This is a genomic window from Microvirga splendida (assembly GCF_016427565.1).
GTDB lineage: Bacteria > Pseudomonadota > Alphaproteobacteria > Rhizobiales > Beijerinckiaceae > Microvirga > Microvirga splendida.
The window spans coordinates 40,575-67,300 of the sequence record NZ_JAELXT010000026.1; the positions used below are offsets into that span (position 1 = coordinate 40,575).

At 59.5% G+C, this 26,726-nt stretch carries 29 protein-coding genes; 16 read left to right on the forward strand and 13 right to left on the reverse strand.

Translation table 11 applies throughout. The annotated features are described in order from the left end of the window. Positions 1-122 precede the first annotated feature (122 nt). Complete coding sequence (locus JAO75_RS19125; RefSeq protein WP_199050738.1) at positions 123-470, reverse strand: hypothetical protein; 348 nt, start codon at positions 468-470, stop codon at positions 123-125. A gap of 127 nt (positions 471-597) precedes the next feature. On the opposite strand from JAO75_RS19125, the gene JAO75_RS19130 reads away from it, so the two are divergent. From JAO75_RS19130 to JAO75_RS19145, 4 genes are all read left to right on the forward strand, one after another. After that, on the forward strand, positions 598-1,095 hold the full coding sequence (locus JAO75_RS19130) for a hypothetical protein (protein WP_199050739.1): 498 nt from the start codon (positions 598-600) through the stop codon (positions 1,093-1,095). Between the two features lie 253 nt (positions 1,096-1,348). Beyond that, positions 1,349-2,644: an ISNCY family transposase gene (locus JAO75_RS19135; protein ID WP_199050740.1), complete on the forward strand. Its 1,296-nt coding sequence runs from the start codon at positions 1,349-1,351 to the stop codon at positions 2,642-2,644. Positions 2,645-2,983: 339 nt separating this feature from the next. Continuing rightward, a complete protein-coding gene (locus JAO75_RS19140) occupies positions 2,984-3,424 on the forward strand; it encodes a hypothetical protein (protein ID WP_199050741.1) in 441 nt (146 codons plus the stop codon). A gap of 166 nt (positions 3,425-3,590) precedes the next feature. Continuing rightward, positions 3,591-4,097 (forward strand): Ros/MucR family transcriptional regulator, encoded by a 507-nt coding sequence (locus tag JAO75_RS19145; protein ID WP_199050742.1) that lies wholly within the window; start codon positions 3,591-3,593, stop codon positions 4,095-4,097. Between the two features lie 64 nt (positions 4,098-4,161). Here JAO75_RS19145 and JAO75_RS19150 read toward each other — a convergent pair whose 3' ends face one another. Both JAO75_RS19150 and JAO75_RS19155 read right to left on the reverse strand, forming a co-directional pair. Continuing rightward, the gene (locus tag JAO75_RS19150) at positions 4,162-4,350 is read right to left on the reverse strand and encodes a YodC family protein (protein WP_199050743.1); all 189 of its coding nucleotides are present in this window, start codon (positions 4,348-4,350) and stop codon (positions 4,162-4,164) included. Positions 4,351-4,457: 107 nt separating this feature from the next. Then, positions 4,458-4,838 carry a hypothetical protein gene (locus JAO75_RS19155; RefSeq protein WP_199050744.1) on the reverse strand — a complete coding sequence of 127 codons (381 nt, stop codon included), beginning with the start codon at positions 4,836-4,838 and terminating at the stop codon, positions 4,458-4,460. Between the two features lie 550 nt (positions 4,839-5,388). Here JAO75_RS19155 and JAO75_RS19160 point away from each other — a divergent pair. The 3 genes from JAO75_RS19160 to JAO75_RS19170 all read left to right on the forward strand — a co-directional run bounded on the left by JAO75_RS19160 (position 5,389) and on the right by JAO75_RS19170 (position 6,989). Further along, the gene (locus JAO75_RS19160; protein WP_199050745.1) at positions 5,389-5,802 is read left to right on the forward strand and encodes an MbcA/ParS/Xre antitoxin family protein; all 414 of its coding nucleotides are present in this window, start codon (positions 5,389-5,391) and stop codon (positions 5,800-5,802) included. Continuing rightward, positions 5,799-6,512, forward strand: a complete 714-nt coding sequence (locus JAO75_RS19165; protein ID WP_343234658.1) for an RES family NAD+ phosphorylase — start codon at positions 5,799-5,801, stop codon at positions 6,510-6,512. Before JAO75_RS19160 ends, JAO75_RS19165 begins: the two co-directional genes overlap by 4 nt. A gap of 243 nt (positions 6,513-6,755) precedes the next feature. Further along, positions 6,756-6,989, forward strand: coding sequence for a hypothetical protein (locus tag JAO75_RS19170; RefSeq protein WP_199050746.1), 234 nt, complete (start codon positions 6,756-6,758; stop codon positions 6,987-6,989). Between the two features lie 65 nt (positions 6,990-7,054). Here the strand turns inward: JAO75_RS19170 and JAO75_RS19175 are convergent, their stop codons facing one another. Next, complete coding sequence (locus JAO75_RS19175) at positions 7,055-7,417, reverse strand: hypothetical protein (protein WP_199050747.1); 363 nt, start codon at positions 7,415-7,417, stop codon at positions 7,055-7,057. A gap of 326 nt (positions 7,418-7,743) precedes the next feature. Here JAO75_RS19175 and JAO75_RS19180 point away from each other — a divergent pair, with 326 nt between their 5' ends. After that, a complete protein-coding gene (locus JAO75_RS19180; protein WP_199050748.1) occupies positions 7,744-8,886 on the forward strand; it encodes a hypothetical protein in 1,143 nt (380 codons plus the stop codon). A gap of 89 nt (positions 8,887-8,975) precedes the next feature. Here the strand turns inward: JAO75_RS19180 and JAO75_RS19185 are convergent, their stop codons facing one another. Both JAO75_RS19185 and JAO75_RS19190 read right to left on the reverse strand, forming a co-directional pair. Next, positions 8,976-9,200 (reverse strand): hypothetical protein, encoded by a 225-nt coding sequence (locus JAO75_RS19185; protein ID WP_246742605.1) that lies wholly within the window; start codon positions 9,198-9,200, stop codon positions 8,976-8,978. 115 nt (positions 9,201-9,315) lie between these two features. Continuing rightward, a complete protein-coding gene (locus JAO75_RS19190; protein WP_312887636.1) occupies positions 9,316-9,591 on the reverse strand; it encodes a helix-turn-helix domain-containing protein in 276 nt (91 codons plus the stop codon). A gap of 93 nt (positions 9,592-9,684) precedes the next feature. Between JAO75_RS19190 and JAO75_RS19195 the strand changes: the two genes are divergently transcribed. From JAO75_RS19195 to JAO75_RS19215, 5 genes are all read left to right on the forward strand, one after another. After that, positions 9,685-10,311 (forward strand): hypothetical protein, encoded by a 627-nt coding sequence (locus JAO75_RS19195; protein ID WP_199050749.1) that lies wholly within the window; start codon positions 9,685-9,687, stop codon positions 10,309-10,311. A 61-nt stretch (positions 10,312-10,372) separates the two neighbouring features. Next, on the forward strand, positions 10,373-10,876 hold the full coding sequence (locus JAO75_RS19200; protein WP_199050750.1) for an antitoxin Xre/MbcA/ParS toxin-binding domain-containing protein: 504 nt from the start codon (positions 10,373-10,375) through the stop codon (positions 10,874-10,876). Between the two features lie 37 nt (positions 10,877-10,913). Continuing rightward, on the forward strand, positions 10,914-11,471 hold the full coding sequence (locus JAO75_RS19205; protein WP_199050751.1) for a 3'-5' exonuclease: 558 nt from the start codon (positions 10,914-10,916) through the stop codon (positions 11,469-11,471). Between the two features lie 86 nt (positions 11,472-11,557). After that, a complete protein-coding gene (locus tag JAO75_RS19210; RefSeq protein WP_199050752.1) occupies positions 11,558-12,088 on the forward strand; it encodes a helix-turn-helix domain-containing protein in 531 nt (176 codons plus the stop codon). Between the two features lie 861 nt (positions 12,089-12,949). Then, entirely contained in the window at positions 12,950-13,870 is a 921-nt protein-coding gene (locus tag JAO75_RS19215) for a hypothetical protein (RefSeq protein WP_199050753.1), read from the forward strand. A 2,141-nt stretch (positions 13,871-16,011) separates the two neighbouring features. Here the strand turns inward: JAO75_RS19215 and JAO75_RS19220 are convergent. Then, a complete protein-coding gene (locus tag JAO75_RS19220) occupies positions 16,012-16,632 on the reverse strand; it encodes an SH2 domain-containing protein (RefSeq protein WP_246742606.1) in 621 nt (206 codons plus the stop codon). 82 nt (positions 16,633-16,714) lie between these two features. On the opposite strand from JAO75_RS19220, the gene JAO75_RS19225 reads away from it, so the two are divergent. Together JAO75_RS19225 and JAO75_RS19230 are read left to right on the forward strand one after the other, a co-directional pair. Further along, positions 16,715-17,365, forward strand: coding sequence for an SOS response-associated peptidase family protein (locus JAO75_RS19225; RefSeq protein WP_199050754.1), 651 nt, complete (start codon positions 16,715-16,717; stop codon positions 17,363-17,365). A 568-nt stretch (positions 17,366-17,933) separates the two neighbouring features. Further along, entirely contained in the window at positions 17,934-18,137 is a 204-nt protein-coding gene (locus tag JAO75_RS19230) for a hypothetical protein (RefSeq protein WP_199050755.1), read from the forward strand. 435 nt (positions 18,138-18,572) lie between these two features. Here the strand turns inward: JAO75_RS19230 and repC are convergent, their stop codons facing one another. The 3 genes from repC to JAO75_RS19245 form a co-directional block, all read right to left on the reverse strand. Next, complete coding sequence (gene repC, locus JAO75_RS19235; RefSeq protein ID WP_199050756.1) at positions 18,573-19,727, reverse strand: plasmid replication protein RepC; 1,155 nt, start codon at positions 19,725-19,727, stop codon at positions 18,573-18,575. Between the two features lie 1,173 nt (positions 19,728-20,900). Further along, a complete protein-coding gene (locus JAO75_RS19240; RefSeq protein ID WP_199050757.1) occupies positions 20,901-21,443 on the reverse strand; it encodes a Ros/MucR family transcriptional regulator in 543 nt (180 codons plus the stop codon). 756 nt (positions 21,444-22,199) lie between these two features. Continuing rightward, positions 22,200-23,069 (reverse strand): hypothetical protein, encoded by an 870-nt coding sequence (locus tag JAO75_RS19245; RefSeq protein WP_199050758.1) that lies wholly within the window; start codon positions 23,067-23,069, stop codon positions 22,200-22,202. A gap of 128 nt (positions 23,070-23,197) precedes the next feature. Here JAO75_RS19245 and JAO75_RS19250 point away from each other — a divergent pair, with 128 nt between their 5' ends. After that, entirely contained in the window at positions 23,198-24,382 is a 1,185-nt protein-coding gene (locus tag JAO75_RS19250) for a mannose-1-phosphate guanylyltransferase/mannose-6-phosphate isomerase (RefSeq protein WP_199050759.1), read from the forward strand. A gap of 292 nt (positions 24,383-24,674) precedes the next feature. Here JAO75_RS19250 and JAO75_RS19255 read toward each other — a convergent pair whose 3' ends face one another. The 3 genes from JAO75_RS19255 to nthA are packed head-to-tail and all read right to left on the reverse strand — an operon-like array spanning position 24,675 to position 26,327. Further along, positions 24,675-25,058 carry a nitrile hydratase accessory protein gene (locus tag JAO75_RS19255; RefSeq protein WP_199050760.1) on the reverse strand — a complete coding sequence of 128 codons (384 nt, stop codon included), beginning with the start codon at positions 25,056-25,058 and terminating at the stop codon, positions 24,675-24,677. Then, positions 25,045-25,704, reverse strand: a complete 660-nt coding sequence (gene nthB, locus JAO75_RS19260; protein WP_199050761.1) for a nitrile hydratase subunit beta — start codon at positions 25,702-25,704, stop codon at positions 25,045-25,047. Before nthB ends, JAO75_RS19255 begins: the two co-directional genes overlap by 14 nt. Continuing rightward, positions 25,701-26,327 carry a nitrile hydratase subunit alpha gene (gene nthA, locus JAO75_RS19265; RefSeq protein WP_199050762.1) on the reverse strand — a complete coding sequence of 209 codons (627 nt, stop codon included), beginning with the start codon at positions 26,325-26,327 and terminating at the stop codon, positions 25,701-25,703. The genes nthB and nthA overlap by 4 nt, the downstream gene beginning before the upstream one ends. Between the last annotated feature and the right edge of the window lie 399 nt (positions 26,328-26,726).

Genomic DNA, 26,726 nt, shown 5'->3' on the forward strand with positions numbered 1-26,726 from the left:
GATCCTCCTTTGGGAGGACCCTGCCACAGCACCAGTTACAGCCTTCTTGTCAAAACTCCGCAAACCAACCATCTACTGTGGCCCGAATTCTCGGCCGAACACGAGAACCAAAATAACCTGCCTTACACCGTCAGTGTCTTGAGCTTATTTCGGCGATTCGGGTCCAGCTTCAGCGGGAGTACCGTCACAATCATCTGCTCTCGTCGCTGGTAGACGATCCTCACTTTCGGAGATGCTGCCAGATTGCGTCGCGTCAGCCTGGCGATGACCATCACCCTGGGGTAGGGGGCCCAATACGGACTCGCAAAAGCAGCGCGGTATTTGAGCTCGATCCGATCAACCAAATCAATCAAGGAGGCGGGATCGTAATCGTCGAGATTGTAGCGCTCGCGGAATCGCCGAAGCGCATGAATTGTCCAGTGACGTTCGATCGCCGCCATGATGTCCTGCTGAGACTTGGTGAGGGTCATGACCGCTCGACAGAGAACCCCGTATCCATGATCAGGATTATGTTTCCCCTCAGCTCGATTGCAATCGCAGACTCCGATAGAATTGGCCGTAATCGAACGTAATGCTCGACTCTCGTCTATGACACAGATGGCCGACGAGATCCGGACCCTCATTGCTGATCTATACGATGATCCTGAGGGCTTCCTGAAGACGCCGCACCGGTGGTTCGGCAGTCGATCTCCGGACGAGCTCATAGCGATGGAGGCGGGCCAGTTCGTGCTCTTGAAATTCCTTCACGGAGGAGACCACATGCCGCCCATTGGACCGGATCGAGACTTCAAACCCTACACCGCCGCGAACATCGACCACGCGATTGACCAGGCGATCGCCCGTCTTGAGAGCCCAATCGAGCAGCTCAGGTCTCTCAAGGGATCTGGGCCGGAGATCGCCACGGTCATCGGAAGGGCACGGGAGGTTTATGGCGATGAAGGTCTGCTGTGGCTTCTTGAGTATAGTGCGGAGGGCCCGAATGGTCCGAGCAGCTCAAGAGCGCGATCCAAGAGGCGGTCGCCGATGCAGTCACGGAACATCAAAAAGCAGGAAATCCTGTGTACTTCGCGGACGATGCGGGTTGCTCGTGTGTGATGATGCCCGCCGGACATGAGCGCCGGTTGACTGATGCCGAGATTGAGGCTCTCACGCGGCAACCAATCGCCAAGCTCTCTTGGAATTGGTAAGTTCTCTTAGCCGGCAGGGTGATCTCGTGGCCGGCAGCAGACTTCTTGTCAAAAGTCTCCTTATGCGAATTAGATCTGTAGCTGCAATATAGAGATGACACCCCCTTGCAAAGTTCAAATGGCACTCTCCTGCTTTTCGGGGTTGCAAGAGGACGTGGCCGATGGCGGTGGTGTCGATGAGCAACAAGGAGTTTTCCCGGCTCAATGTCTTGATGGATTTAGAAGCCCGTCGGATCACCGTTCGGGACGCGTGCGCCCTGCTTCAGCTTAAACGTCGGCAGGTCTTCCGGCTCCTGAAGGCCTTTCGGGAGCATGGAGCCGTCAGCTTGGCGTCCAAGCGCCGCGGCAGGCCTGGAAACAATCGGCTTCCCGCATCGGTCCGCGACCTGGTTGTGACGATCATCAAGGAACGCTATCCGGATTTCGGTCCGACATTGGCCACTGAGAAGCTGCGGGAGACCCATGGTTGTCCCATGTCCCGCGAGACGGTCCGCAAATGGATGATGGAGGAAGGTCTGTGGCTGGATCGCCGCCGGCGCCTTCCTTCCGTTCATCAGCCGCGCAATCGCCGCGAGCGGATGGGCGAGTTGATCCAGATTGATGGCTCCAAGCACTGGTGGTTCGAGGCCCGTGGCCCGCAATGCACGCTTCTGGCTTATATCGATGATGCCACCAGCCGGCTCATGCACGCTGCCTTCGTGCCCTCAGAATCCACCTTCGATTGCCTGCGCGAGACCCGCCAATACGTCGCAGTCCATGGCCGCCCGATCGCCTTCTACTCGGACAAGCACGCCATCTTCCGGGTCAGCAGGACAGAGGCGGAAGGTGGTGACGGCATGACCCAGTTCGGACGGGCCCTGCATGAGCTCAACATTGACATCCTCTGCGCCAACACGCCGGCCGCCAAAGGCCGGATCGAGCGCTCATTCGGCACGCTCCAGGATCGCTTGGTCAAGGAGATGCGGCTTGCCGGCATCTCGACGATCGAGGCCGCCAACGCCTTCCTGCCGGGGTTCCTGGCCGATCATAACCGGCGTTTCGCCAAGGAGCCGTTCAGCCGCACGGATGCTCACCGTCCGGTGCCGCAGGAGATGGTGCTGGAGGATGTCTTCGCCTGGAAGGAGGAGCGCACGGTCACGCACAATCTGACGCTCCAGTACAACAAGGTGATGTTCATCCTCGAGCCCAACGAGATCACCCGGCTGCTGGCCCACCAGCGGGTGACGGTGTACGACTATCCGGACGGACGGTTTGCGATCAAGCACAAGGGCATCTCCCTGCCCTACCGGATCTACGACAAGCTGCGCCAGGTCGACCAGGCGGCGATCGTCGAGAACAAGCGGCTCGGGCCGATCCTGGCCTATGTGGCCGAGCGGCAGAAGGAACTCGACATGAAGCGCAGCCAGAAGGCGCCGCGCCGGCAAGGGCAGGGCAAGAGCATCTTCAAGGTCGGCTGAAACCTCCTGCAGCCTTCCTGTTTAAAGCAAAAGACCCCAGCCGATTTAGTCCCTTTCCCGAGTGAAAACTGGATGTTCTCAGAACCCTGCCCTGCAACCCTGACCAGCTGTGCAGGATTCTTAGAACATCGTCGGATCCATTCACCGGCGTCTATACTGGTGATATCTCTAACGGGGCCAAACAGAGACTTGTCTAATAAGTTCTGACACTATCTGTAGACCGGTGGATTCTAATCTGAAGTGCGAAATCAGTGTATGAAGGAACTGTGCCGGGCGATGTTTGACGCGGAAACACAGCTTTGCTCAGGTCTTCAACGAAGTTCGCGAGAAGAACAGCCCATGAGCCCATCGTCACACTGGACCCTGTTCATCGCCCGTCCCGGACGAGATCGGCAGCATGTCATCCGGGATCCTCAAGGCGAGCCCCGGATCATCTTTGGCGAAGACGATGGCAAAAAGATCAATGATCGTCTCGCCGGATATCTTGTCGAGAGCCTCAATGCGGGTCTGGATATCGAAGATCCGAATCCGGAAGAGGGCTGGTTCCTGGACAGCCCGGAAGACAGTGACGAGCAGGATCCGGCCATTCTCATTTGCGACCCTGATTTCGAGACTCGGCTTGAGATCCTTGACACGGGCAACATTGAAGAGGATCAGGCGCTGGGCCGGAAGGTTGTGGCCTTGATCAATACCTACTTCATCCAGACCGAAGCTTCACATCTAAGGCCTTCCTCTGCTGGTTTCCCATCAGAAAGGCAGCAACCCAGATCCAAACGTTGAACGGTGGAGCAGATGAACTCCTGCGCCAGGCAATCATAGCTTGGCATAAAGCGTCCGTTCGGCAAAATCCCACGGTTGACTTGCTCCCGCACCTGTCTGGGCGGCTTGACGCCGCAATGTAATCGGCTAACTGATCACGCATTACCTTCTCAGCATTGGATAAGTTATGGATCAGCCTGAACAGCAGCTAGATTTCGCCAGCATCACCGCCGACATCGTTTCGTCTTACGTTGCTAATAACTCGGTTCATCGGGGCGATTTGGCTAATGTGATTGCAGCCGTGCACTCTGCCCTGAAAGGCCTCGATTCTCCGAAGCATGCAGAACCTGAGAAGCCAGAGCCTCGCATTCCGATCAGGAAGTCCATCACGCCAGACTTCCTGATCAGTCTTGAGGACGGCAAGCAGTACAAGACGCTCAAGCGCCACTTGGGCAAGCTCGGGCTGACGGCCGAGGAGTACCGTGCAAAGTGGGGTCTCCCGGCCGATTACCCGATGGTTGCACCCAGCTATGCTGCGAAACGTTCCGAACTCGCCAGGAGCAGCGGCCTCGGTCAGATGCGGAGGAAGAGTGCCGCGAAAGCAGCTGCTAGGTCGGGCGAGAAAGACACGGCACCGGCTGAGGCCGCAAAGCCGAAGCGTCGTACACCTTCGAAGAAACTGGCTGGCAAGTAAGCCCGCTCTCAGGCCGGGCTCGGTCACTCCTGGCGCCAGAGGAGATAAGGGTTGTGAGTTGCCCCTAGGCAGGAACGATTGGCGTCTGAGGCTGAAACTCCTTCGCAACGATGTGCAACGGGAATATGCCTTCTTTGACTGCAGCTCCCTCAAACCATCTGCAGGTGATCTCGCAGCCATCGACCTCAACAACGGTCATCCGATGAGAGGGATAAGCTATCAAATGCACGACATCGCCAACGCTGAACTGCATGGTTCGCTCCTGCTCCACGTCACGAGAGTGTAGCCAGCCAATGGGCAGTCGGTAAGATTGCCAAGCTCATTGCCCAACGTCGCCTGGGGCAACTCAGGCTGGGTCTCTTATTCGACAGCAATGGCTTTGAGGGCGCGCCTGACAGCAATACGGGCTGCCTCAACGTGCCCCCTGGCCAAGAGTTCGTCGACGATCCTGAGCGCCATCACCGCATCGGGGCACTGTGCAGTGTCTGAGGTGGATACCGCAACGCCGTGAGTAGTTAATGCTCCGGCAGGGTCATCGCTTTGGCCTGCAAGATAGGCTGGGCTGCACTTGAGCACGGAAGCAAGGCTCGCCAAGGCATCCTCTCCCGGCTGCTGCGAACGACCCGTGATGATGTCCTGGATGAACCCCGCCTCAAAGCCTGCTTCCAGGGAGGCCCTGCGCCACGAGATCTTGAGAGCGCTTACCCGTTCCCCGATGCGCTCTTTCAGGATCGCATTCACGCTTGGCTCCTTGAGGTGACGATGCTGCTAAAGCCAAGAGGCGAGGAGGCGGTACATCCGCGCACTCCCCACCTGCCTTTCGGCTCCGGCTATCTTCCGCTCGGAATGGTTAATAAGAAAATAACGAACGTTGCTGACTGCAGCGATCAATCGGATTGTTCTGCTTTCTAGCTGATGGACAGAGGCGCGTCCTTCATGATGCAGATAACTGAATGTTGTGGTCGGTAGCCCTAAGTAGACCGCCGAGTTCATAGACGCGGCCAAACAAGCCACCTCAGCGCAGGGAACCTGTGTACTTCACGGACGACGGGAACATCTGTGAGGTCACGCCCGATTGAAGGATCCGCAAGCTCGCCCAGACGGAGCTGGATCAACTCCTCGGTGAATAAGGCGGCAAGCCGGCTCACATCTGGATTTTGACCACCTTTATGTCAGTCAGCGCTGCGATCCTAGGAAGGCACTCCCGTTTCATATCCGGGCAGGCACGAGGAACAGTATATTGCCATATGGCATTAAAATAGTTATATAATGCCATAAGGGAGATCCTACCATGGCTACCTTGTTGCCTGTTGACACCGTACCTAAGGACTTCCGGCCCTCACCGATCACCGATGAAGAGGCCGCTGCGATGTTTCGCGCAACACTCAACCTGTTCCGCCTGTGGGACATCACAGACGAAGAGGCGGCAACCCTGCTCGACCTGCCGGTGCGAACGTACCGGCGCTGGAAGGCTGGCGAGATCGGCCGCATTGATCGCGACAGTAAGGCCCGGCTTTCAAACCTCATGGGCATCCATAAAGCCTTGCGACTTATCTTCCGCGAACCGCAGCGTGGCTATGCTTGGATCAGGAAGCCTAACTCTGCATTCACACAAAGATCAGCCCTTGAGGTGATGCTCGGTGGTGAACTCACCGACCTGATGCGCGTACGCCGCTACCTGGACGCGGAGCGGGGCACCTGGTGATCGACATAAGTTCGATTCCCGTCTCTGAAGTCAGGTGGCGTGGCTCAGTTCGGATTATCCGAAGCATCTTTCCGCCGATCGATCTTTTCGAGGACATTGCAGACCCAGCCGATTGGCCCCTCATTATATCGGCGGAGCAGAAGACCAATCCACGCCTGATGGAGACCATCGGCAATCTCGACCTTGTCCCCGAGAAACGCCGCGTCGCCGGCTCTGGCGCGAGTTATCTCATGGCGCCTTTTACCCATGTGAGCACCGATCGACCCAGCCGCTTCAGCGATGGGACATTTGGAGTGCTTTACGCAGGTAACATCTTTGAAGTCGCTCTGTTCGAGACGATATATCATCAAGGGCAGTTCATGGCCCGGACGAACGAACCCGCTGGATGGACATCTCAATTTCGGGAAATCGTACTCGAGATCAATGCACATCTTCATGATCTGAGGAGCAACGAGGTCGACCAATCGGGATTGCTCCTGCCCGACGATTACAAGTCGAGCCAAACATTAGGCTTTCAGCTCCGCGCTTCAGACTCCGATGGAATAGTCTACCCAAGCGTTCGTTATTCAGGTGGTGAGTGTGTCGGGTTATTCCATCCGGACGGTGCCGCAAATCCCATCCAAGGTCGGCATCTCGACTATCACTGGAACGGCACGAAGGTTGATCTCTACCGTGATGCGACCACTGGCCAGATCTTCCGGATTGTGTAGTCAGATAGAGTGAAGATTGCTGCTCAACACCTACATTCGCGCCTGAGCTCCGGAGTCACATGACAGCTGACATAGGTGGCAACGAGATTTTTACTTAACAGGCATCAGAGTAGTTGCGTGGTGTTGCAACCGGCACCGCACATGCCTCGGCTGAGAACCCCGCCCGGTTCATTCAGCCGAGGCGCTCTTTGATTCGCCGTGGTGGCGATAGTGTCGAGGCCGCAGATACGAGCGAGGGCACCCATGCCTGACCACAAGATGCTCTCCGGTGAGTTGGGCCTGTGGTCAGCGGTGTTACTGGGCCAGGGTGAGAAGGATTGGGCTGAACTGCTGGACCGAGCGGCCGCCAAGCTCGCCCAGGATGAGCAGGATGAAGTAACAGCCTCCAGTCTCCGACTTTACGCTGTTGTGGTCGGGCAGAATAACCAGCCTTCGTTTCAGGCTCTGCTTAAGAAAGCCGCCGACGCCCTGAATTGATCTCACATCCCCTGCACACGAGATGAGCCTGGAAGAAACAACTTTCAGCGGCAGAGACTATCTCGTCAGGCCGCTTGGCGGACGGAAAGATCCGGAACAACCAGGTACTCATAAGGTTTTAGATGATCCGCAGCCGCCTCGAGTCGGCTGCAAAAGCGCAGATGAGCATCTTGGAGAAGGCGTCGCCCTCTTGCGCTGGGCTGCGAGAGCTTAATGTTCTCTCCAACCAGCGCCGCCGCTGCCGCAAATAGATCGTCGGCAGCAGCCTCAATACCGGGATTCCGCTCAAACAGGCGAAGGGCACGAATGAGATGATAGCCGAGGTCGCGCAGATCAGCACTCTGACCATCCTGCTCAATCCTTCTTAAAACAGATGCAATCAACGCGAGCTTCTCATCGACTGCATCGGTGAGGATCTTGAACATCATCTGCTTGCCTTGTGGGAAACGGCTCTGTGACCGACTCAGAGCACGAGGGGAGAATGGGCAAGTATGGTTAATGAGCTGTTACCCATCTGAACTGTCAGGCAACCTCACCCCGTTTGGAGAGATGGCGCTACCCGTTGAGCGGAACGGACCAGAATGGCCTTCCTTGGCCGTCGGTGGTCGCCCACTCGTGAGAGGCCTTGGAAAATCTCCAGCAGGGTCTTATTTGATCTCACATTCCTCCAATTGCTTTCCTGTCGAAATGACACTCGGCCATGAGACTTGTTCTCAGCCGGAAAGCCCGTCGCGATTAACATAGGACACGCCAGATGCCAGGCATCGCACGTCAGTTCGAGCCGCAGATCACCCGTACCGGTGGAGCCCCCTCCAAGTATCGTTTCACCGCCCGATGCTCCGGGTGTCCCAAGACAGACAGCTACGAGGCCAGCAAGCCTGCCGGGGATGAGTTCGTCAAAGGCTACTTCAAGGACCGCGGCTGGCTTCTCGGCCGCGATCGGGCCTATGATCTGTGCCCAGCTTGCCTGGCAGAACCCCGAGAGGCTCAGCGCCATCGGTCGCCAGAGGCTCCGAACGCATCCAGGCGCCTGAGCGCTCCGGTGGACAAACGGTCACGGGATACGGCTGACATCCTGGCGCGCCACTTAGGCAAGCCCGAGGAGCTCGCTGCTGAGGTCTTCCGTCCCAAGCAGATGCAGTCCCCCCGCCCGTCCGCTCCGAATGCACCTCAGCAGACCGGATCAACCCCTGCCCTGTCATCGGAGGTGGAGCAGGCTCTGACCGGGATGGCTGCGGATCTCAAAAGTCTCCGCTCCACCATGGAACTTATGGCCGAGCAGGTGAGCAAGCTGGTGGCGCTTGGAGGCCAGCAGATCGAAGCGATTGCACGACTGACACCTCTGATGGTCCAATCGGCTGAGGGAATTTCCGGCAGTGTAAAAGAGGTTGTGACCGCCGTTCAGACGCTCTCCCCGCCATTGGCCGTGACGCTCCCCCAAGAACCGGTTGCAGCAAGTGAGGTTCACAACGAGCAACAGCAGGACGTCAGCTCAGAACCGGAACCTGCTGAGATACCTGATGCGCCGGCGAAGCGGATTCAGCGTTCTGGGAAAACCGGAGGTCCAGCGCGTAAAGCTGCCACTGCTCAGGTCGTGGTAAAATCAATTCCTGATGCCAAGCGCTCGGACCGGTTCTACACCTCCATCCGCCTGCCCCGCGAGCTGTGGGATCAGGCAGGCTTTGGGCCGGACGACAAACTTCTGCTTGCCTGGAGCGGCAAGGCTCTCACGGTTGAGCGTGCGACCGAGGGTGGCGTGAAGCCGAAGGCGGTTGGTGACACCTCTGTGGTGCTGCAATCCTGGAAGCTCGGTAACCTCAACTTCGATCAGCCCAAAGTCGCCGGCATCAACGGCTCTCTTCGGCTGACAGCGCGACGTCGCAGCCCTGAGGCCTGATCGTCACAACATGCACAGTGATCGCCTGTTCCGCTCTGGCTGCAGCGCACAGGCTGGGAGGCAGAGGCGTGCGGGCGTCTAGTCCTGAGCTAGCCCTGTGACTTGGCCTGCACGGCGATCCAGTCTTGCGCCTTGATCAGGGTCGCCTCGCGGTCTGCCGCTAGGACAATGCCAGGCCGCTGATTGGGCTGGGTGATCACCGCCATCCACTCTAGCAGTGTCGGCTGCAGCCTGATGGTGTAGCCGAGATATTCGAGCGCCAGTGCCTCATCGAGCATTTCAGGGTCGGTCGGGTAAGGGTGCGGATCAGTCATAGCACGTCAGCATTCGTTGATCGGACTGTGGTGAGGCATGCTCCCTGCCCTGCTTGTTGGTCTCGCCGATCCACGCTCCCAGAGAAGATGCCTCTGGCCAGTACGGTAGCGGGTTTCAGGTGTCGTTCTCGGAGGTTAGTTGCTGCGGGCGTGTGCCCTCATCAGGCATCTGCTTCTTGAGCCGCACGCCTGGCCCCTCTCCGTTCTCCGCAATGAAGATAACCCCAGCAGCTTCGAACGCAGATCGAATAGCTTCAAGTGTCGAGTGTTTCGCGTCTGCCCCATTCTCAATCCTGGTGATTGTATTTGCTGTAACCCCTGCTTTCTCAGCAAGTTCGCGTACGCCCCACCCAATGGCCGCACGCGCCATTCGGATCTGAACGGGCTTCATTTGTACAATGTCCAAATGTATGTTGACAAATCTAAGATTCCGCGCTATCTAGTGCGACACTGTACAAATGCTGACTTTCAGGAGCAACACGCTATGTCTGACATGGATCGTGATGGGCCAACGTATGCCTCACGCCCAGCTGCCTCGGAGAACCTCTCGCTGATGCAGCTCGAGGCGACCTTTGAGGCCGTGCTGGCCGATGCGCTCGTCTCGGCCACGCGCCTGAACCAGCTGGAACAGACCTGGTCACAGAAAAAACCGCCTCTGCCGAGTGTTCTCCTGACCACCCGAGCCGATGCCATCTTTGACCTGTGCCACGAAAATGAGATCGGCTTCTACTACACCGTCCGCGACATCCCAGCCTTGTACGAGACCGCGAAAGCCTCACCGCATCTCTGGCCTCGGGTGCAGGCCATCGTCACGGCGCTTCATCGCCATCATCACGAGCTCTCGCTGGCGGCCGATGAAATCGGGCTGACGGCAGCCTATCAGGAGAATGCGGAGCATCAGCAGGCTGCTGTGGAGGCTGCGGATGCCATTCTCCGTCAGCCGGCCAGCTCGGTGGCGGTTCTGGTCGCCAAGGCCAGAGTTCTGGTGGCAAGCCGAGGTTTCGACTTGACCCAGGATCCTTGGTCCCTGAGCTCCCTTGACGAGCGCGCCCTCCTTGTCCTCGTGCAGGACCTGCTCAACACCTCCCCTGCTCCCAAGGCTGACGTCTGATGGCCACCAGAGCCTCCTGCATTCCCGAAGCATCCCCACACTGGCTGATGAGGCAGAGGCCATGAGCTTTGAGTTCTGGTTTGCCACAGTTATCCTGCCGGGGATCGTCTGCTGCCTGGCATGGGCCGCCGTGCTCCTCAACGAGTGGCACTACAAACGCCAGCGGGCTCGCGCCTGGTCAGGAGAATTGCACCAACCGCTGGGCCAGGAGGATGCAGCCCTGGTGTCCAAGGCTACCCTGCGGGCTGCCGCGCACCTCGGTCTTCCTGATCCGGTACTTGCCACGATCCTGGGCCTGCCCGCCTCAGGGGTCGAGCAGGCCCGGGAGAACCAGACACCTGTGATGCAGGATTGGCTGACGCTCGAGCGCGCCGCTCCCCTCATCCGCCTGAGCCGGGCTCTCGATCATGGCCTCGGAGGAGATCCCGAAGCAGCCGAGAGCTGGATGAGGAGCCACAACACCGCCTTTAGCGCTCGCCCGATTGACGTCCTGCAAACGGCGGGTGGACCGCAGAGGGTGCTCGATCATGTGCAGGGCCTGCTGGGCTCGTCATGCTCTGTCTGATCGCTCGTTCCTGCCATCACTTCCTGCTGGAGATCTCATGCGGCTGACCTTCAGTGGCTTTGAGGTGCTGTTCATCGACATCGAGGCGTCGGGCCTGAGCTCCGCTTCCTTTCCGATCGAGATCGGCTGGGTGCTCGATGATGAGGCAGGGCCTGAGAGCTTCCTCGTCAGGCCACACGCGACTTGGGATCTCGACAGCGGCTGGTCGGCGCAATCGGCGGCCATTCACGGTCTCAGGCCAGCCATGCTCAAGGCGGAGGGCCTGTCCATCGACGAGGCTTGCTCCCGCCTGGATGAGGTTACCCACGGCCGGCTCGTCGTGTCGGATGCCCCTCAGCATGATAGCTGGTGGCTCAACCGGCTCTATGGCGCGGTAGGTCAGAGGATGACTTGGACAGTAGGCGATGTCGAGCGTCTTTATGGCGGGCTTGCCCAGGAGGCCGGGCTGGATCCGACTATGGCAGAGCGGTTGCTCACCCACATCGAGCAGATCTACCCGCATCCGCATCGGGCGGGACCCGACGCTCTCCGGCTCGCCAAAGCCGCGCGGTATCTCGCTGATCCAGAGTTCAGGCGAGGACTCCATGTGACGTGAGAGCCCCACCCTCCCGACAGAGCCCTCCCGGCTTACCACTGCCGCCGACGATCCCACCACCCTCTGTCTAACCAGGAACTCGACTCATGAGCCGTACAGGATTCAAATCGAAGGACGTCGAGCGCAGCGCGATCCTTCGCACCCTCAGTGTCAACTTGGAAATGATCCGCCGCATGGAAGGTCTGACGATGAGCAAGTTCGCCAGGATGGTCGGAGTTAGTGATCGATATCTCAAGGAGTTGATCCGCCAGGAGACCAATGTCAGCATCTTGGTGCTGGAGCAGATTGCCGCGCGTCTGCACATCCCGCTCATGACCCTGATCGCGTCGCCGTTGGAGCTCCGGCTCCCTGGAGCGGAACTAGGCTTCTTGCGTAGCCTCCAACAGGAGAGCAGGGCTGAGACTCGTAGTTTGACAAAAGCCCCACCGACCGACGGATTTAAGACGCCCCTGCGCCACACCGGCCTTGTACCCGACGAGCCGAGCAGCCTCGCAACTTTGCTCACCCGTATTGCCCACAATCAGCTTGCCTTGGGCAGACAGTTGGCAGAGTTGGATGTCTGGATGAACGATCATCGCCTGGGCGGCCGGACAGGCAGGCCAGATGCGATCCAATAGTGTGGACCGTCCCTCGGCCGAGGAGGAGCACGTTCATCGAGAGCAAGATCTAGGAACACTCTGGACATGACGCTGATGACCCAGGGTTAACACCCATCGTTTCTCGATAGCCGCTCCATCGAGCGCCTGCCGAATTCAGCGAAGTAAGCAGATGCTCAGGAATCGGTTCCCGCATGAAAGGGCCGTACATGTCCGGAGGCCCTGCTCTATTGGGGTCATACTCAAGCGCTTGAGCTTCAGGTCCGGAGGCCGTCCGCCTCTGCCGCTACCGCCTGATCATCCCGGCTCGGCCCAGGATTGGCGCTCTTACACCATACCGCAGGACACGATGGGGTTGGCCAGGACCGGCTGACGCCAAAAGGCGATCCATGTCCCTGGAGCGTGAGTCACGTGGGTGCTGCGTCAAAACTGGGGTATTGGGCCCTCCTGTATCCCCGCATGACTCGCAGCCGACGTGCGGCGCATTTGCGGTATTGGGCCCCATGCACTTCAAGCGTGAGTCACGTTCACGGCGCATCAGGTTTGAGGTATTGGGCCCGAGGATCGCTCAGTCGTGCGTCACGTGGGCCCTGCGCCAAAACTGAGGTATTGGGCCCATGAACTCCGGAAGCGTGAGTCACGAATGGACTGCTCCAAAACTGCGGTATTGGGCCCACCCTCAGAAACACTGTGACTCGCGTCATGTGCATTCCCCTTCCAAACCCCAGTGTCGAGCAGTTCCGCCCTGCTCCCTTATCGTCCGGCTCCGAGCTCACGCGGAATGTGCTGGTGGATCGTGGACCCCCTCCCCTTTTCATTGTGCCAAGGCTCCATCAGACTCATCACAGGTTCAGCTTTGATTTGAGTTTTGCAGGAGTACCGATGGTTAAGACCGAGACCAAGGATCGCGCACAGATCCTTGAGGACCAGAATGATCGTCAGAGTCGGAAAAGGGCGCGCGACGAGGCACACGTAGCCCACCTTGAGGCCATTACCGCCAAGACGAGTACATATTGGACGCATCTTGATGAGCGGGATCAACGGCAAGTTGATCTCATTGCCCGATTGACACATCAAGTTAATCGTCTGGAGAGGCTCGTGCTTGGCGATGGGACGCAAACCTCGGCGTCAGGTGCTTCCAATGTTCTCACCCTTCCAGCTGAGGTGCTCACTCAGCTGGTCACACTCAAGTGCCTGGAGAACCCTTCCCGGGAGGTTGCTTCAGATGCAAATCAACCGGAGCCCCGATTCCTGGGTTTATCGGCGATGGATTTGCTGAACATGCCAGACGAATTCCTGGGCGTCTTCGGCTTGCGGGAGACCGTTGCAAGATGGACGACCCGGATTTGGGCTGACGAGAGCGAGGTCGAGGACCGCCCAGTTCTGGAGGAACAGGCGGCTTTGGTTAATGCTGCGCCGTGGGAGCCGCCGTACGCCGACAATTCCACGGATAGTGGACCCAAGGACAAGCCGGACGACCTAGATCATGTTGCCTTCGGAACCAGTACCAACGACCAACTCAGCGGTCACAGGCCGATTGAGTTCGAAAAAATGCAAGCCGCCTATTCTGCGTGGAGAGATCGGGATTGCCCGTTTGGACCTCACACCCGGGAACGGGGGCAATGGTTGAAAGACGCGCAGTTCCCGTACGCCGGGCTTTTGTGGCGCGTGAGTTATGAGAAAGCAGAAACCCAGCCTGACCATGGAATGATCCATTGGAACATGACATTTACATCTGATGATGGGCGCACGCTGGTGGGCCTGTTGGTCAGACCCCGGCCGGCGAGAGACAGAGCGGCCTAGAACCTGTCCGACCCAGTGCCATCGAATAAGACGGGAGCGATGTCGTCCATCGAGTGACAGCATCATCGTCGCTGCAATGTGACCCAAGGTGTTTACTTCGCGTTTGGGCAAGAGAGTACCACGCTCGTAGGATGCTCCGAAGCTGCTTGTCAGCCTGGCCGAACCGATCCTCAGAGCGGCAGAAGCCGAATGAGCATGCGGACGCGTGTCGTCCGCCCGCAGCCGGAGCGTGCTGCGACGGCAAGTATTCCGATAGTATTCACGACGAACGCAGGTTTCGCATCCGGAGTGCCAGACGAGATTACATCGAGCAACCGGCAGCCTCGCCCCCACCGGTCACGATCCTCCGGGTTGTGCGCTTTGGCTTCACCCAAGGCGGACCGGGAATGCCTTGTAGAACCCGATTTCGTCGCACTCCGCTTTGTAAGAACCAGCAAGTGCTCCAAAACTGAGGTATTGGGCCCAGTTTCCCAGCAGCGTGAGTCACCCAGCCTGTGATCATGAGAAACGGGCGCTGCGGAAAAACTGGGGTATTGGGCTCACCCTCGTCAGATCGTGAGTCACGCCCGAGATGCATCACGTTTGCGGTATTGGGCTCACTGCTTTGAGACGTGAGTCACGCAGGTTGAGAATACGGATAAAAGCCTGATGCGGAAAAACTGCGGTATTGGGCCCACTGCTATTCGGGCGTGAGTCACGAAAGCGGTGCGGCATATTTGGGGTATTGGGCCCAGCCCTTTCAAAATCGTCGGTCACGCACTGCTTGGGTCAAAACTGCGGTATTGGGCTCACCCAAAGCGCGCCGGAACAGCCTCGCAGAGCCCGATGTAAGAGAGAGCAGTTTTGGCCGAACCGGTAGGTGCGCCAAAACTGCGTTATTGGGCTCTAAAAAATATCCTGCCCCTAAACCTCCCTCTGGACACCTCTTGTTTGGGGTCTGTTGGCTTCAGAGGTATCCGACAGCCGCAGCCTATGACCGTCGGCGGTAGGGTCATCCGGGACGTAGAATGAGGCCTGTGGCCCCTCCCGGGCCGGAAGAGGGCCCTTGAGCCTTGTCCTGCCTCGATCGGCCTCCAGGCCGCTCCTGGCGGGTTTGGGGACGCGCACACATGGGCAGCGCGTCTCTTTCTGCCGTGAAAACGTATTCCGGAAGAACAAACTGATATGAATACGCTCAAGCGCAATGGCGGGGGAACACCCGCTGTTATGAGATACGCTGAGCGTCAAGCTCAGGATGTGCATTCGAACCAAACAAAAGAACCACCGCGTTCTCAGAACGCTCAACAGAGGAGTTTTACTTCGCACGTATGCAGTGCGGCCGGTGAGTTGGCGAGTCCGGCCGGTGCGCTGAGGAGATCCGGGAGTTGCAGCGACCAGGATCGACCTGACCTGTCCGCCAAGGGACGGTCAGGTGTGGGGCGGGTTCAGACCTGACATTCCAAGGGAAGGTTTGTGCTGCCTGAAACCTTACCTTTCTCCGATCTGCCGCCGCCTTGCCGGCAGGTTGTGGACCAGGCGGCTGGTCGCCGTGTGGCTCCCGAGTGGTTGAGGGGTGAGGCTTGGTGGGCGCAAGCGGCAGGTCTGTTTGTGCTCCGACCTGACGCTGGCTGTGATAGGCCGGGCAGAGCCGTATCCTTCCTAACTGGCTGTCGCGGCGCAATCCGGCGAAGGCATGGGCAGGTGCCGTAATCCGTGCCCCTGTCTGTCCTGGCCTCGATGGTGCCCGTCGGAATCCTTTGGTCTGTAAGGGGTTCAGCGCGAGGTGTCAGCCTGGGGCTGCCGATGACCTGACCTATGAAGGAAAGATCTCTATGCGCCCATGACCTGACATGCGTCTCCGGCGGGATGTCATGTAGAGAAGTAGCTCGGACCTTACCTATCCGCTGGGCAGGTGTGTCAGGCGAACGCCCCGGCGCGGCTGCCGCTCTGGCTCTGGTGTCTGACCGGAGCTGCTGTCAGATGAGCCGCGTGAGCGGCCCGCTGGGTCTGGCGGGATCTCCAGCAGCGTCCTCGATCTGTCTGGTTTGTCGGACTGGGATCTGTCCAACTATGCGAGCACCCAAGAAAGCTCTTTCTATTCCGCAACTCCCTAAGGCGAGGGGAGGGTCCACTTTATCGTGCGCCACCGCATCCTGTGCCGGTCATAGATCTAGCCCCGAGACTGCGCCGTTACGGGCCACGAGGGCGATCCGGATGCTGGCCCGCCTGACGAGCGGACGGCTCCGCCAGCTTTCCGCGAGCTTGCGGAAGACAGGCGTGTCCGGAATAGCCGCGACCACGATGTCGTCGGCGGAGACCTCGAATAGAAGCGCCTGTCCGAGCGCTGTCGTGAGCAGCGGGTACTCTGGGCTGCCGGGCTTTCGGACCAGCGGACCCTTCTTGCATTCGGCGACAATGCGGCGGCCGGCGACTGTGGCGACCACATCGCCTTCGCTCGGCCGCGAGTGCACCCGGATAGTCTTGTCGCCGCGCCGGTAGGTACCGGTCCAGGCGTTTCGACCGACCTGCGGCTCCTTGATCTGCTCCCAGCCGGTGGCGGCCATGAAGCGGCCGATATCGAATATGACGGCATCGCCGACCTTGATGCTAGCCCCATCGATCGCAACGCTGGCCATGGCTCCCGAGCCTGGCAGTGACAGGATGAACTCGGCCAGCCGCAGGGCCACCTCAGCCTCCGGCATGCGGTCCTCAGGTAGTCCATCGTCCGGCGACCGTTGGGCGCTCACGAACCCGGAACTTGCGGTGGTCGGCTTGTCCATCATCCCCCGGCTATGCCAGCCTGTGGATGATTTGAGAACTACCCCACGGCATAAGCGGACCATGCCCCGCCGGAGGATCCCGCCCGTGTGCAATCTCTACTCGGTCTACACCACCCAGGAGGCCATGCGCCGGGCCTTTGAGGTCGCGCGCGACAACGCCGGTAACGTGCCTCCCCTGCCCGCAATCTTCCCGGACCAGATGGCGCCGGTGGTGCGGACGACCGACGGCGAGCGCGAACTGATCCAGATGCGCTGGGGCTTTCCGCCCCCGCCGAAGGTCGGCACCCAGCCGGTCACCAACGTGCGTAATGTGGGGTCGCCCTTCTGGCGCGCCTGGCTCAAGCCGCAGTACCGCTGCCTCGTGCCGGTCACTAGCTTCAGTGAGTACAAGGATACCAAGCCGCGCAAGACGCCGGTGTGGTTTGCCCTCAGCCAGGACCGGCCCCTGGCGGCCTTCGCGGGTATCTGGCGGCCATGGACGGGCGTGCGGGGCACCAAGGCCGCGCCGGTCGAGGGCGAGCACCTGCTCTACTCGTTCCTCACATCTGAGCCGAATACGGTCGTTGGGCCAATCCATCCGAAGGCGATGCCGGTGATCCTCACAACGCCTGAGGAGTACGAGACTTGGCTCACTGCACCGGCGGAAGTGGCGCTCAAACTGCAGCGGCCGCTGCCTGATGAGATGCTCGAAATAGTGGCCGAAGGCGCAAGAACCGATCAACCCGAGGTGGCTTGAACTGCCTGCAACCTGCAAAGCTAGTTCTCAGGAGCTGTGTTGGAGCCTGGGCGTGTTGCTGAACCCTGTTCCGGAGCTGACACTGTGGCGTGTGGCTCCACCTTTGTCCTCTCAATATCGCTCAAGGGATCGTCCACCGCCTGCTCGCTTCGACGATGCTGGACTGGACTCGTTGCAGCTTGTTTCCAGAACCTCCGGTTCCTCCAAGCCTGCAGCAATTCCTGTCTCAGGCCTGGCCTCGGTTGCGGAAGGGTCCGCCAGATCGTCAGCGTGAACGCCTTTCCTACGGCAAGTATCAGGGCCATGCCATAAAGAAAGATGGTCGGCGAGAAACTCTCGTCCATTCCTGGTCATCCTCTCAGCGCCTGCCCGACCTTATCAGCCGCAGAGCACTGTCGAGGCGCTTCTCACACCTGTCCAGTGATCGAAATGCGGCTTTCTTGCTCCAATGCTTTCGACCAAAGTCTGTCTTTCTCAATCTTACCGGTTGCTAAGGATAGGAGGCGACGAACCGGCCGCAAGAGATGCTATATCGACCGTTCAGAATTATCTTTCAAAAATGCCCAACATGAGACTGCTTCAGAAAGTACAGACTTACTTCCGCAAGCCCGAACAGCCAGTCGCAATCCAACGGCAAGCAACCGCCCATGACGAGCAAACTGGCAGCTCGCGCTCAAAGCGCGCCCAGATCAGGGACGTGCTGCGCCAGTATGAGAGAGGCAGTCTCAAAGAGGCTGAAGCTGTCGAAGAACTGCTCAATATCCTGCGCTGAGGACAATCCAATCTTTCTGTGCTCCTCCCCTACCCGCTTTGCAGCAGGTAGCCGCGTCGCCGCTTTCGCTGGAGCCATGTCTCGAGAGCTTCCACTGCACATGACTGGTTTTCGTAGAGCTCGACCCTCTGCTGTCCTGGTCAACCGATGCGGCCCCACTCACGGATCAGGGTCCCATCCCAAACAGGCTTGGCTCGATCGACAGGACATAATAGCGAGCCATGTTGCAGCTTGGATCGCACCGGTGCAGGACCAGATATTGGATCGTGTCTTGAGCCATGTGCCAGTGTCGCGCTGGCGCCTGGACAAGGTCCAATCAAAGTCGTGAATCCATTGAGCATGAACGATTCACGTCAGTGATGCTCCCTACTACTGCCGCGCTTTGACCCCAGGCACGCTGGCCAGTCGCTATCTCGCCGTGCACGGTTCGTCTTCCTATGACATCCGTCGCCTCCTCATGGCGAGGAGCTCGACGGCGAGGTCGATCTTGCCAGCTTTGACCATGCGGGTGAGGGCGCGGAAGTAGCCGCCCGGGTTCTTGATTCGGCTCTCCCCGCCGTTCTTGGCCACGTCGTCCTCGTAGAGCTGCAGGGTGTAGATCACCGCAATGGCCGCCCTGACGGTGCCGATGTCCTCCACCGCCTCGGCCCAGGCGCTTTCATGGGCTCCTAACGATGCTCTGAGGTAGCGCCCGGCGGAGACGATGTCGGCCAGGTCCCGCACGGGCTGGCCGTAGTCGCCAAGGGCGGGGCAAGCCTCAAGGATCAATTCCGGTGATAGGTGCTCCGAGGGTTGTTCGGTTGAACGAACCGCCTCAGCTTTCCTCGGAAAGCCTTTGTTACAAGGCTCACTAGGAGATCCGTTGTTGTTATTAGTGTGCAGGACTCCGAGTCCGGCTTTGCCCGCTTCATAGAAGACTTCCTCAACATCAGTTCTCAACAGCTGCCAAGCGTCCAGAAGATCGGCCGGCAGCGTGATCCTGGAGCGGGCTGGCGTGCGGACCTGGAGCGCTTTCAGCCGGGTCTCGAACTCGGAGCGATCCACATCTGGGAAATGCTCGGCCAGGGCATTTAGGGCCTCCTCGGCCACGCGGCGGCAGATGGTGACCTCGTCAAAGGCCCGCTTCTGCACCTCTCGGAGCTGTTTCTGCTCCATGAGCGCTACCGCCCAATCACCCCGGCGGGCATAGACCGGGGTCAGATCGAACCCGAAGGCGTCGACCACCTGCCCGGCTAGGTCTTTAACGGCGTAGCGCTTGCCGTTGGGCGAGTCCTTAGGCACGATCAGCTGCAGATCGACCAGCTGGCGCAGGATGCGACGGATCGCCCGCTCGGTCAGGCCCGTGCGGCTCATCAGGTAGTCGTTGGATGGCCAGACCAGCAGCCGCTCCCACTCCTGCTCGCCCCAGCAGGCGACAAGCTCGGAGAGCACAGCCCGCTGGGCTGGCCTCAGGTCGAGGGCCTTGCTGGCCTCGCGAGCGGCAGCCGAGAGTTCTTTGCGTGTGACTGTGCGCCCGTCTTCGAGCGCAAGCTTCCTTGCGGCCAGAGCGGCATGTCTCAGCCGCCGGCCTCCTGACGATGCGAGTTGCATCGTACCCTCCATGTTGAGGGCAAAGCAGGAGCGTTCACCGAAACCGATGCTCTTGACACGCAGCTTGTCGGGATGGCATAAGAATAGTCGCGAAACACATTCTGTATGCCCACCCCTCGGTGGGTCTCCAAAGGCCTCGAAGTTACCAGCTTCGGGGCCTTTGCTTTGCCTGGTTTACGTTACGGCATTTCGTTCCTTGCGAATAAAGACGGCTTCAAGCGCATGAGTGATGGCGACTTGGCGTGAGGGGAAAAGTCCGCTCTCGACAGCTTCGTCGATGGCAGTCCCGATCTCCCGAGGGAGCCAAACATTGGTTTCCCGGTCCCCCCGCTCGCGGCGGGTTTGACGGAGACGTTGAGCCCGCTTCCGACTCGCTGCATCAGCCATGTCGTCCACCCATGATACTCGTAGCGATACGAGGATTGCCCGATTCTGAGTTGACTGTGGAGTCGCCGCGCAAGAATCCGTTTACAATAGATCGATTATCCGTTGGAAAACTTCTTTGGATAGAATCATCTATGTGGAAGGGCCGAATCAATTCGCTGGTAAAAATCTGGTTCCGCGCGATTCGCAGTTGCACACTTGATTCTAGGCTGAGAGTTGTGAGCCTGCTACTCCGCCGCCTGAGGCCAATAGAGGCCGCTCAAGATCTTGCGGCGCCGACCTGAACACTTCGAACGCCCAGAATCATCCTCCAAGTATTTGCGTAGACTCCGATCTGCCCAACACCGTGGCAGCTCCGAGCAGCCGAGGACTACCCGGTCTCCCGTCCCTTTCACCGCTCTGCGGCCCCACACAGGATAACCTTGCTCCTCACAAGCCTTGGAGCGCCTGTTTTTGTTTGCCCCCACATCCTTGTAGGGAAACTCTCCTAATATCGATTGCCGGAAACCCCTCCTCGGCGCGGCATCTCGGCTCCTTGATGGCTGTTGCCGCCGCAGCCGAGAACACTGGGGTAATCTCTCATCGATCCTCTGGAAGGTGTAAGATCTGACGGCGAGGACAACCCGTATTCTCAAGATAAAGGGAGGCCATTCTCATACCATCCAGTCACACAAGGATAACGGTACAGAAGCTGGCAGAGCGGTATAGAAGACCCGGCACTGGAAGCACCGGGTTTCAAGGAAGGAGCTTCTAAGCGGCTGTGGCCGCTCTCCAGGGTAACAAGGTCAGCTAGGCAGCCTTTTTCGTGCGTCTGCCTTTAGGGGGCGCAGTCACCTCTTCGTCCAGAATTTCATCCACCTTCGCGGCACCCCCCTTTGTCTTGGTGGCAGCCCCAGTGACCGCAGCCTCCACCGGAGCAGCAGCCTTTTTGCGTTGCTGGCCGAGCCCCATGGTCCTGGCAAGCTCGGAGCGCGCCTTGGCATAATTGGGTGCAACCATCGGGTAGTCAGCGGGCAGACCCCACTTAGCCCGGTACTGCTCGGGCGTCATGTCGTAGGTGGTCCGTAGATGACGCTTGAGCGACTTGAACTTCTTCCCATCCTCCAGACAGATGATCGCATCCGGGGTCACAGATTTCTTGACCGGAACAGCTGGCGTCAACTCAGCATGCGGCTCTTGGTTCTGCCTCTGAACCGCCTTCGTCAGGGCCGTATGAACAGAACCTAGCAGGGTCGGAAGCTCAGAGGCCGGTACGGAGTTGTTGCTGACGTAAGCCGAGACGATATCAGCAGAAAGTTCGATGAAGTTCGGAGAGATTGTGCTCTCGCTCATAGGGCTCATGTCCTTGGCCGCACAGGATAGATTACAGAAGGTGAGTAGAACTAGATGAAGTCCAAAAGGGATCAGCAGGAGCAGCCTGTGCAGCACAATAAAGACCTGTGATCTTGGCCCCGCCTATGCCAGTGGCTTAACTTTGGCAAGGCACCCCCTACCGAATTCAACAAGTGACTATCACCCTCATTCAGCAAAAGCCGTGGCTCATCCTGGTGCTTCAAAACCACCGGGGCTGCGAACCGCTAAGCTGAAACGGTTTAGTGCGGATGCCGTTAACGTGGCAGCAGATCGCAGCTCGCGATTGGCTCGTTGGAGAAACAGTCATGCGCGCAAATGTCAAATACGTTGCTCTTGCAGTCGCCCTCCTGCTCCCGTCACTAGCCTCGGCCGACCCAGGAGGGGCCGCAGCCGGAGCTGCTGCAGGCGGTGCAGTTGGTGCCGTCGTGGGAGGTCCAGTTGGGGCAGCAGTTGGAGCTGGTGTAGGTGGCGCCACTGGTGATGCCGCGTCAGGACCGGACCAGAAGAACGTGGTGATTGAGAATCGGGACGTTGGCACGACTGGCAGCACCGGCTGCTCGACCACCACGAAACAGACAACGGATGCAACGGGCACTACTACAAAGCAAAAAACCGAGTGCTAAGGCCACTCCTCCGTCAGGCGGTGCCGATTGCTGCACCGCCTGTTCACTGCACCACGTCAACATCCTTGGGCCTTGATGGGAGTTATGAAGAAAAAACGACAATTCCAATCTGTCAGTGATACTCGTCATCAGAGGATTGGTCAGCCAACCTTTTGATCTCGAACACCGCCGCCGTAACAAAGGCAGAAACGGCGAGGAAAGTTACAACTGTCATGAAGGTCCCTTCCTGAACCCCTGGGTTCATCCCGACCAGCGGGATCAGCAGCAAAGCCGGAATGCCAAGCGTAATGGCGCCAAGAAGGTAGACCGGGTTCGCTAATTGTTCAGCCTTGTCGCCCCTATTCACTCTGTGCTCCGACTTCTCTTGCGCCCAGACCTTCACACGTCCTGACGCACCTCTCACCCGCTCTGACGCAGCCTTGAGGCTTGGGTTCCAAACTGTGATCGCTTGTTGAACCGTACCTTCGAGGCTATTATGGAAAGTTCTCTTCCCCTTTTCTCGGCTTTCCCCCTTGAGGTTAGGAGCCATAGGGAGAGATTCGGTCGATTCTAGCTCTTGAGCAGGTTGCATCTCGACCCATTCACTCGGATGAGGCGGATCACTCACAGAGCCGGGGTGAGACTCTGTTGGGGCAAGGTGATCCGCCAATGCGCCCGTCTGCACCAGTTGCTCGACCTCGTCTCTGATCTTCCTATATGCGCCTTGCCGATCTGGCGTGTTCCGATTCCCTTCCGTTGCCAGATTGCTGTCTAGGGCGAGGGTATCGCTCTGCACGTGCGGAAGACCGGAGCTATTTTTCCCTTTTGGTCTTTCCAATCCCTCGTCGGGCATCCCAGCACCTGAGGAATCCAGAGCCGTATTCGCCTTCTTCGACGCAGCCTGACCCTTGCCGGTGCTGGGTTTGGGCCGCTGCACACCAGCCTCAACATTCTGCCGTCTAGGCTCATCACGTTGGCTTGGGCGCTTGGGGGATTTGCTCATGGAAGGATCAAGAGCAGATACCTTGGCTTTTTCATGACACCGATGCTGACGCTTTAGGCTAGAAACGCAACGTACATACCGCTTGGTGCCTCGACCGCCAGTTCTCGCCGGCACCGCATTTGTTAATCATGATCCTTGCTGTAGGGCTTGGACACCATACACGGGAACCCCGATCCAGCACGCTGCCGGCCGACCACAGCATCGGCAACATGCCGGCATTCCAGGCCGCCGTGGAAGCTGGGCGCAAAGCCGCCGAGCAGGGCTCCTTCGTGCTCTTCGGCATCACGCCGACGGCCCCGGCCACCGGCTACGGCTACATCCAGTGCGGCGACAGCCTCGACGATCCGCGCATTTGTCAGGTTCTCGGCTTCAAGGAGAAGCGGGATGCGGGCACGGCCGAAGCCTATGTGGCCTCGGGCGCGTATGCCTGGAACAGCGGCATCTTCCTGCTGCCGGCGCGCCGATTCCTCGAGGAGCTCGGGCGTCTGGCGCCGCAGATGCTGCAGGCCTGCACGCAGGCGGTCGACAAGGCCGCCACCGACCTCGACTTCCTGCGCCTCGATCCCGCATCCTTCGAGCAGGTGCCCGACATCTCGATTGACTATGCCGTCATGGAAAAGACCCCTCATGCGGTGGTGGTGCCGGTGGACTGCACCTGGTCCGACATCGGGGCCTGGTCGGCTCTGTGGGAACTCGCCGCCAAGGATCAGGACAGCACAGTGACCCTCGGCGATGTGGTCGCGCTCGACAGCCAGGGCTGCTACATCCGCTCCGATGGCCCGCTGGTGGCGACGGTTGGGATCAAGGACCTGATCATCGTGGCAACCCAGGATGCCGTCCTGGTGACGCCGAAAGACCGCGATCAGGATGTCAAGAAACTGGTAGACCGGCTCAAGGCCACCGGGCACAGCAGCGCGGTCCAGACGCCGCGCGTGCACCGGCCGTGGGGCTTCTATCAGTCCCTGCACACCGGTGACCGCTTTCAGGTCAAGCGCATCACGGTGGCCCCCGGCGAAAAGTTGTCCTTGCAGAAGCACTACCACCGTGCCGAGCACTGGGTCGTGGTGAACGGCACGGCGCTCGTCACCCGGGACGAGGAGCAGATCCTGTTGCGGGAGAACGAGTCAGTCTATCTGCCGCTCGGCTGTGTCCATCGTCTAGAGAACCCCGGCCGCGTGCCGCTCAACCTGATCGAGGTGCAGTCCGGCGCCTATCTCGGCGAGGATGACATCGTGCGCATCGAGGACGTCTACGCCCGCGACAGCAATGACGGCTTTGAGCGCCAGCGGCTTACTGGGATTGTCACCAGATAGGCGCTGAGTGGCGGGGCCGGCCGCATAGTCTTCCGTATGCTTCTTTTGCTCACCACTCCAGCTTGCAGCAAAACCCCCGCGGATTCCTTCGGCCTCGGGCTTGTCCCGTAAGATGGGGCGAAAGCCATCGTTGTAGATGGCGACGAGGCGCGGCCCTAGACCGGAGCAGCGGGAAAGCCGGGAGCGAGCCTAAGGGCTGCGCCCCAGTCGTGCCTGCGAACGTGCTGGGCCATTTCTCTCCACTCCCAGGCTCACCGGTGTCATTGCCATCCACGCGGGGATATCTCTCAGGTTATCGGAGTGGATCGTTCGCGAGCAAAATCGGCTGCCCATGCGGCGTCGCATGCGCCGCACGATCCCAAGCGCCGCGGCGCTCTGCCAGCGCCTGCTCGCTTGCAATCCCCTTGTCCCTGACCAACTGCTCGATAGCAGCGAGCCAGTACTGATAGTAGGTCGATCCATCGTCGCAGTCACCGGACGCCTGGGCCTGTTTGATCGCAGCCGAGAGCGCTCCAGCCCACTCCGTCCAGGTAAACAGGCCCTGCTCGTACAGGGCCAGCGTCATTGCGAAGGCCTGCGCCTCCCACGGCTCACGAAAGACGGGCTCACCGTCATCTCCGCGGGGGATCGGCGCGACGCCCTCGGCTACGCGGGCTATATCGTCATGGCGGCTCAAGATAACTCTCCCAGGCATCAATCGAGACACTGACGGTCGGATCCGCCTGCTCTCCCCAGAGCTCCCGGCCTGAGAAGCAGATCGTGTAGAGCCATTGCGGCTGCTCGCCTTGTCCATGAGCGTTCGTGTCCGGAAAGACGTGGGCGCCATGTACCAGCTCAACAACTCCTGTCTTGCAGCGAGCGTAGCGCGGCAGGCGGGTGTGGCCCTGAGGGTGTAGGTTGCGGGTACGGACTCGGTCACCCACCGCAAAGCGCGCCGGCTGCTCGATCGGGCGCTCGGCCGGACCGCCGCGGGCCAGCACGGCCGCCACGTCCTCAGCCTTCAGTACCCGCTTGATCGGTGCTGGCTCAGCCAGAACCTGGCCAAGCGTCAACTCCTCCTCACTGACGAGCCCAGCTGCAGCAACCAGCTTCTCGACACCCTTGGTCCAGATCTCGTAGTAGCTCGAGGTGAGATACTCGGCAGGCGGCAAGGACTCGCGGGCGTACCGGCTCATGTCGATGTTCCAGCTGCCGGTCGCTCCCATAGCCAAGGTCAGGCCAAAGGCCCGTCGCTCCCACGCGGCATGGAACCAGGGCTCGTCCTGTTCGATGGCGATCGGGCCGAAGCCCATCATGCCGCCGAGGTCCTGAGCGCCGTTCATCGCGCTGCCTCCGCTTTCCGGGCGAGACCGGTGCCGATCATGGAGTCGCGGGTGACGAGGTCGGCCAAGGCCTCCTCGCTCATACCCTCGGTCCCCTCAGGACGCATCGGGATCACGAGGTACCGGACCTCGGCAGTCGAGTCCCAGACACGGATGCGGGTGGTCTGCGGCAGGTTCACCCCGAACTCGGCGAGAACCCCGCGCGGGTCGAGCACAGCCCGTGAGCGGTAAAGGGCAGACTTATACCACACCGGAGGCAGGCCGAGCACGGGCCAGGGGTAGCAGGAGCACAGGGTGCACACGACCATGTTGTGCTCATCTAGGGTGTTCTCGACCGCCACCATATGCTCGCCTTGGCGTCCGATGAAGCCGAGGGAGGCAATGGCAGCCGTCGCATCCGTCCGCAGCCACTCCCGGTAGGCTGGATCAGCCCAGGCTTTGGCGACCACCTTGGCCCCGTTGCGGGGGCCTACCTTGACCTCATAGGTCTCGACCAGCGTGTCAATGGCCGCTGGATCCACGTAGCCTTTCTCGACCAGGATGGATTCGAGGGCGCGCACCCGCAGCTCGATCTCGGAGAGATGGCTGTGGTCGTCGTGATCGTGGTGATGGTCGTGCGCCATACGTTCCGCCCTCGCCTGCTCGAATGTGTCGATGCCATGCTAGCCCAGTGAGGGTGGTGATGCCAGCCATAGGGGTGCCGATAAGCCTCAGATGATCGAACGTCGCGCAGCTACGGAGATCTCTCGGCTACCTAGTGGCTACCTGGAAGGAAAACGCTCAAAGGGCAGATGCCGGTAACGCTTTGATAGTGTTGGTGAGCTCGCTTGGACTCGAACCCAGGACCCTCTGATTAAAAGCTAGAGGTCCAAAGGCTGCAGTAAATCTTGACCGGCTATACGTCCGGTGTCTGCACGAATGCTGATGCTCGGCCCACTTCTGCTAAGTGCCATGTGTGGACGGCTCCCTATTGGCAAGGGCTTTGTTGAACGCTTCTGCAAGGCTGGTCGGTGCGGCCATGT

Excerpts from the sequence above, each read along its gene's own strand:
- JAO75_RS19125 (WP_199050738.1), bottom strand. The coding sequence starts at position 470 with ATGACCCTCACCAAGTCTCAGCAGGACATCATGGCGGCGATCGAACGT.
- JAO75_RS19130 (WP_199050739.1), top strand. The coding sequence starts at position 598 with ATGGCCGACGAGATCCGGACCCTCATTGCTGATCTATACGATGATCCT.
- JAO75_RS19135 (WP_199050740.1), top strand. The coding sequence starts at position 1,349 with ATGGCGGTGGTGTCGATGAGCAACAAGGAGTTTTCCCGGCTCAATGTC.
- JAO75_RS19140 (WP_199050741.1), top strand. The coding sequence starts at position 2,984 with ATGAGCCCATCGTCACACTGGACCCTGTTCATCGCCCGTCCCGGACGA.
- JAO75_RS19145 (WP_199050742.1), top strand. The coding sequence starts at position 3,591 with ATGGATCAGCCTGAACAGCAGCTAGATTTCGCCAGCATCACCGCCGAC.
- JAO75_RS19150 (WP_199050743.1), bottom strand. The coding sequence starts at position 4,350 with ATGCAGTTCAGCGTTGGCGATGTCGTGCATTTGATAGCTTATCCCTCT.
- JAO75_RS19160 (WP_199050745.1), top strand. The coding sequence starts at position 5,389 with ATGGCTACCTTGTTGCCTGTTGACACCGTACCTAAGGACTTCCGGCCC.
- JAO75_RS19170 (WP_199050746.1), top strand. The coding sequence starts at position 6,756 with ATGCCTGACCACAAGATGCTCTCCGGTGAGTTGGGCCTGTGGTCAGCG.
- JAO75_RS19175 (WP_199050747.1), bottom strand. The coding sequence starts at position 7,417 with ATGATGTTCAAGATCCTCACCGATGCAGTCGATGAGAAGCTCGCGTTG.
- JAO75_RS19180 (WP_199050748.1), top strand. The coding sequence starts at position 7,744 with ATGCCAGGCATCGCACGTCAGTTCGAGCCGCAGATCACCCGTACCGGT.
- JAO75_RS19185 (WP_246742605.1), bottom strand. The coding sequence starts at position 9,200 with ATGACTGATCCGCACCCTTACCCGACCGACCCTGAAATGCTCGATGAG.
- JAO75_RS19190 (WP_312887636.1), bottom strand. The coding sequence starts at position 9,591 with ATGAAGCCCGTTCAGATCCGAATGGCGCGTGCGGCCATTGGGTGGGGC.
- JAO75_RS19195 (WP_199050749.1), top strand. The coding sequence starts at position 9,685 with ATGTCTGACATGGATCGTGATGGGCCAACGTATGCCTCACGCCCAGCT.
- JAO75_RS19200 (WP_199050750.1), top strand. The coding sequence starts at position 10,373 with ATGAGCTTTGAGTTCTGGTTTGCCACAGTTATCCTGCCGGGGATCGTC.
- JAO75_RS19205 (WP_199050751.1), top strand. The coding sequence starts at position 10,914 with ATGCGGCTGACCTTCAGTGGCTTTGAGGTGCTGTTCATCGACATCGAG.
- JAO75_RS19210 (WP_199050752.1), top strand. The coding sequence starts at position 11,558 with ATGAGCCGTACAGGATTCAAATCGAAGGACGTCGAGCGCAGCGCGATC.
- JAO75_RS19215 (WP_199050753.1), top strand. The coding sequence starts at position 12,950 with ATGGTTAAGACCGAGACCAAGGATCGCGCACAGATCCTTGAGGACCAG.
- JAO75_RS19220 (WP_246742606.1), bottom strand. The coding sequence starts at position 16,632 with ATGATGGACAAGCCGACCACCGCAAGTTCCGGGTTCGTGAGCGCCCAA.
- JAO75_RS19230 (WP_199050755.1), top strand. The coding sequence starts at position 17,934 with ATGAGACTGCTTCAGAAAGTACAGACTTACTTCCGCAAGCCCGAACAG.
- repC (WP_199050756.1), bottom strand. The coding sequence starts at position 19,727 with ATGCAACTCGCATCGTCAGGAGGCCGGCGGCTGAGACATGCCGCTCTG.
- JAO75_RS19240 (WP_199050757.1), bottom strand. The coding sequence starts at position 21,443 with ATGAGCGAGAGCACAATCTCTCCGAACTTCATCGAACTTTCTGCTGAT.
- JAO75_RS19245 (WP_199050758.1), bottom strand. The coding sequence starts at position 23,069 with ATGAGCAAATCCCCCAAGCGCCCAAGCCAACGTGATGAGCCTAGACGG.
- JAO75_RS19250 (WP_199050759.1), top strand. The coding sequence starts at position 23,198 with ATGATCCTTGCTGTAGGGCTTGGACACCATACACGGGAACCCCGATCC.
- nthB (WP_199050761.1), bottom strand. The coding sequence starts at position 25,704 with ATGAACGGCGCTCAGGACCTCGGCGGCATGATGGGCTTCGGCCCGATC.
- nthA (WP_199050762.1), bottom strand. The coding sequence starts at position 26,327 with ATGGCGCACGACCATCACCACGATCACGACGACCACAGCCATCTCTCC.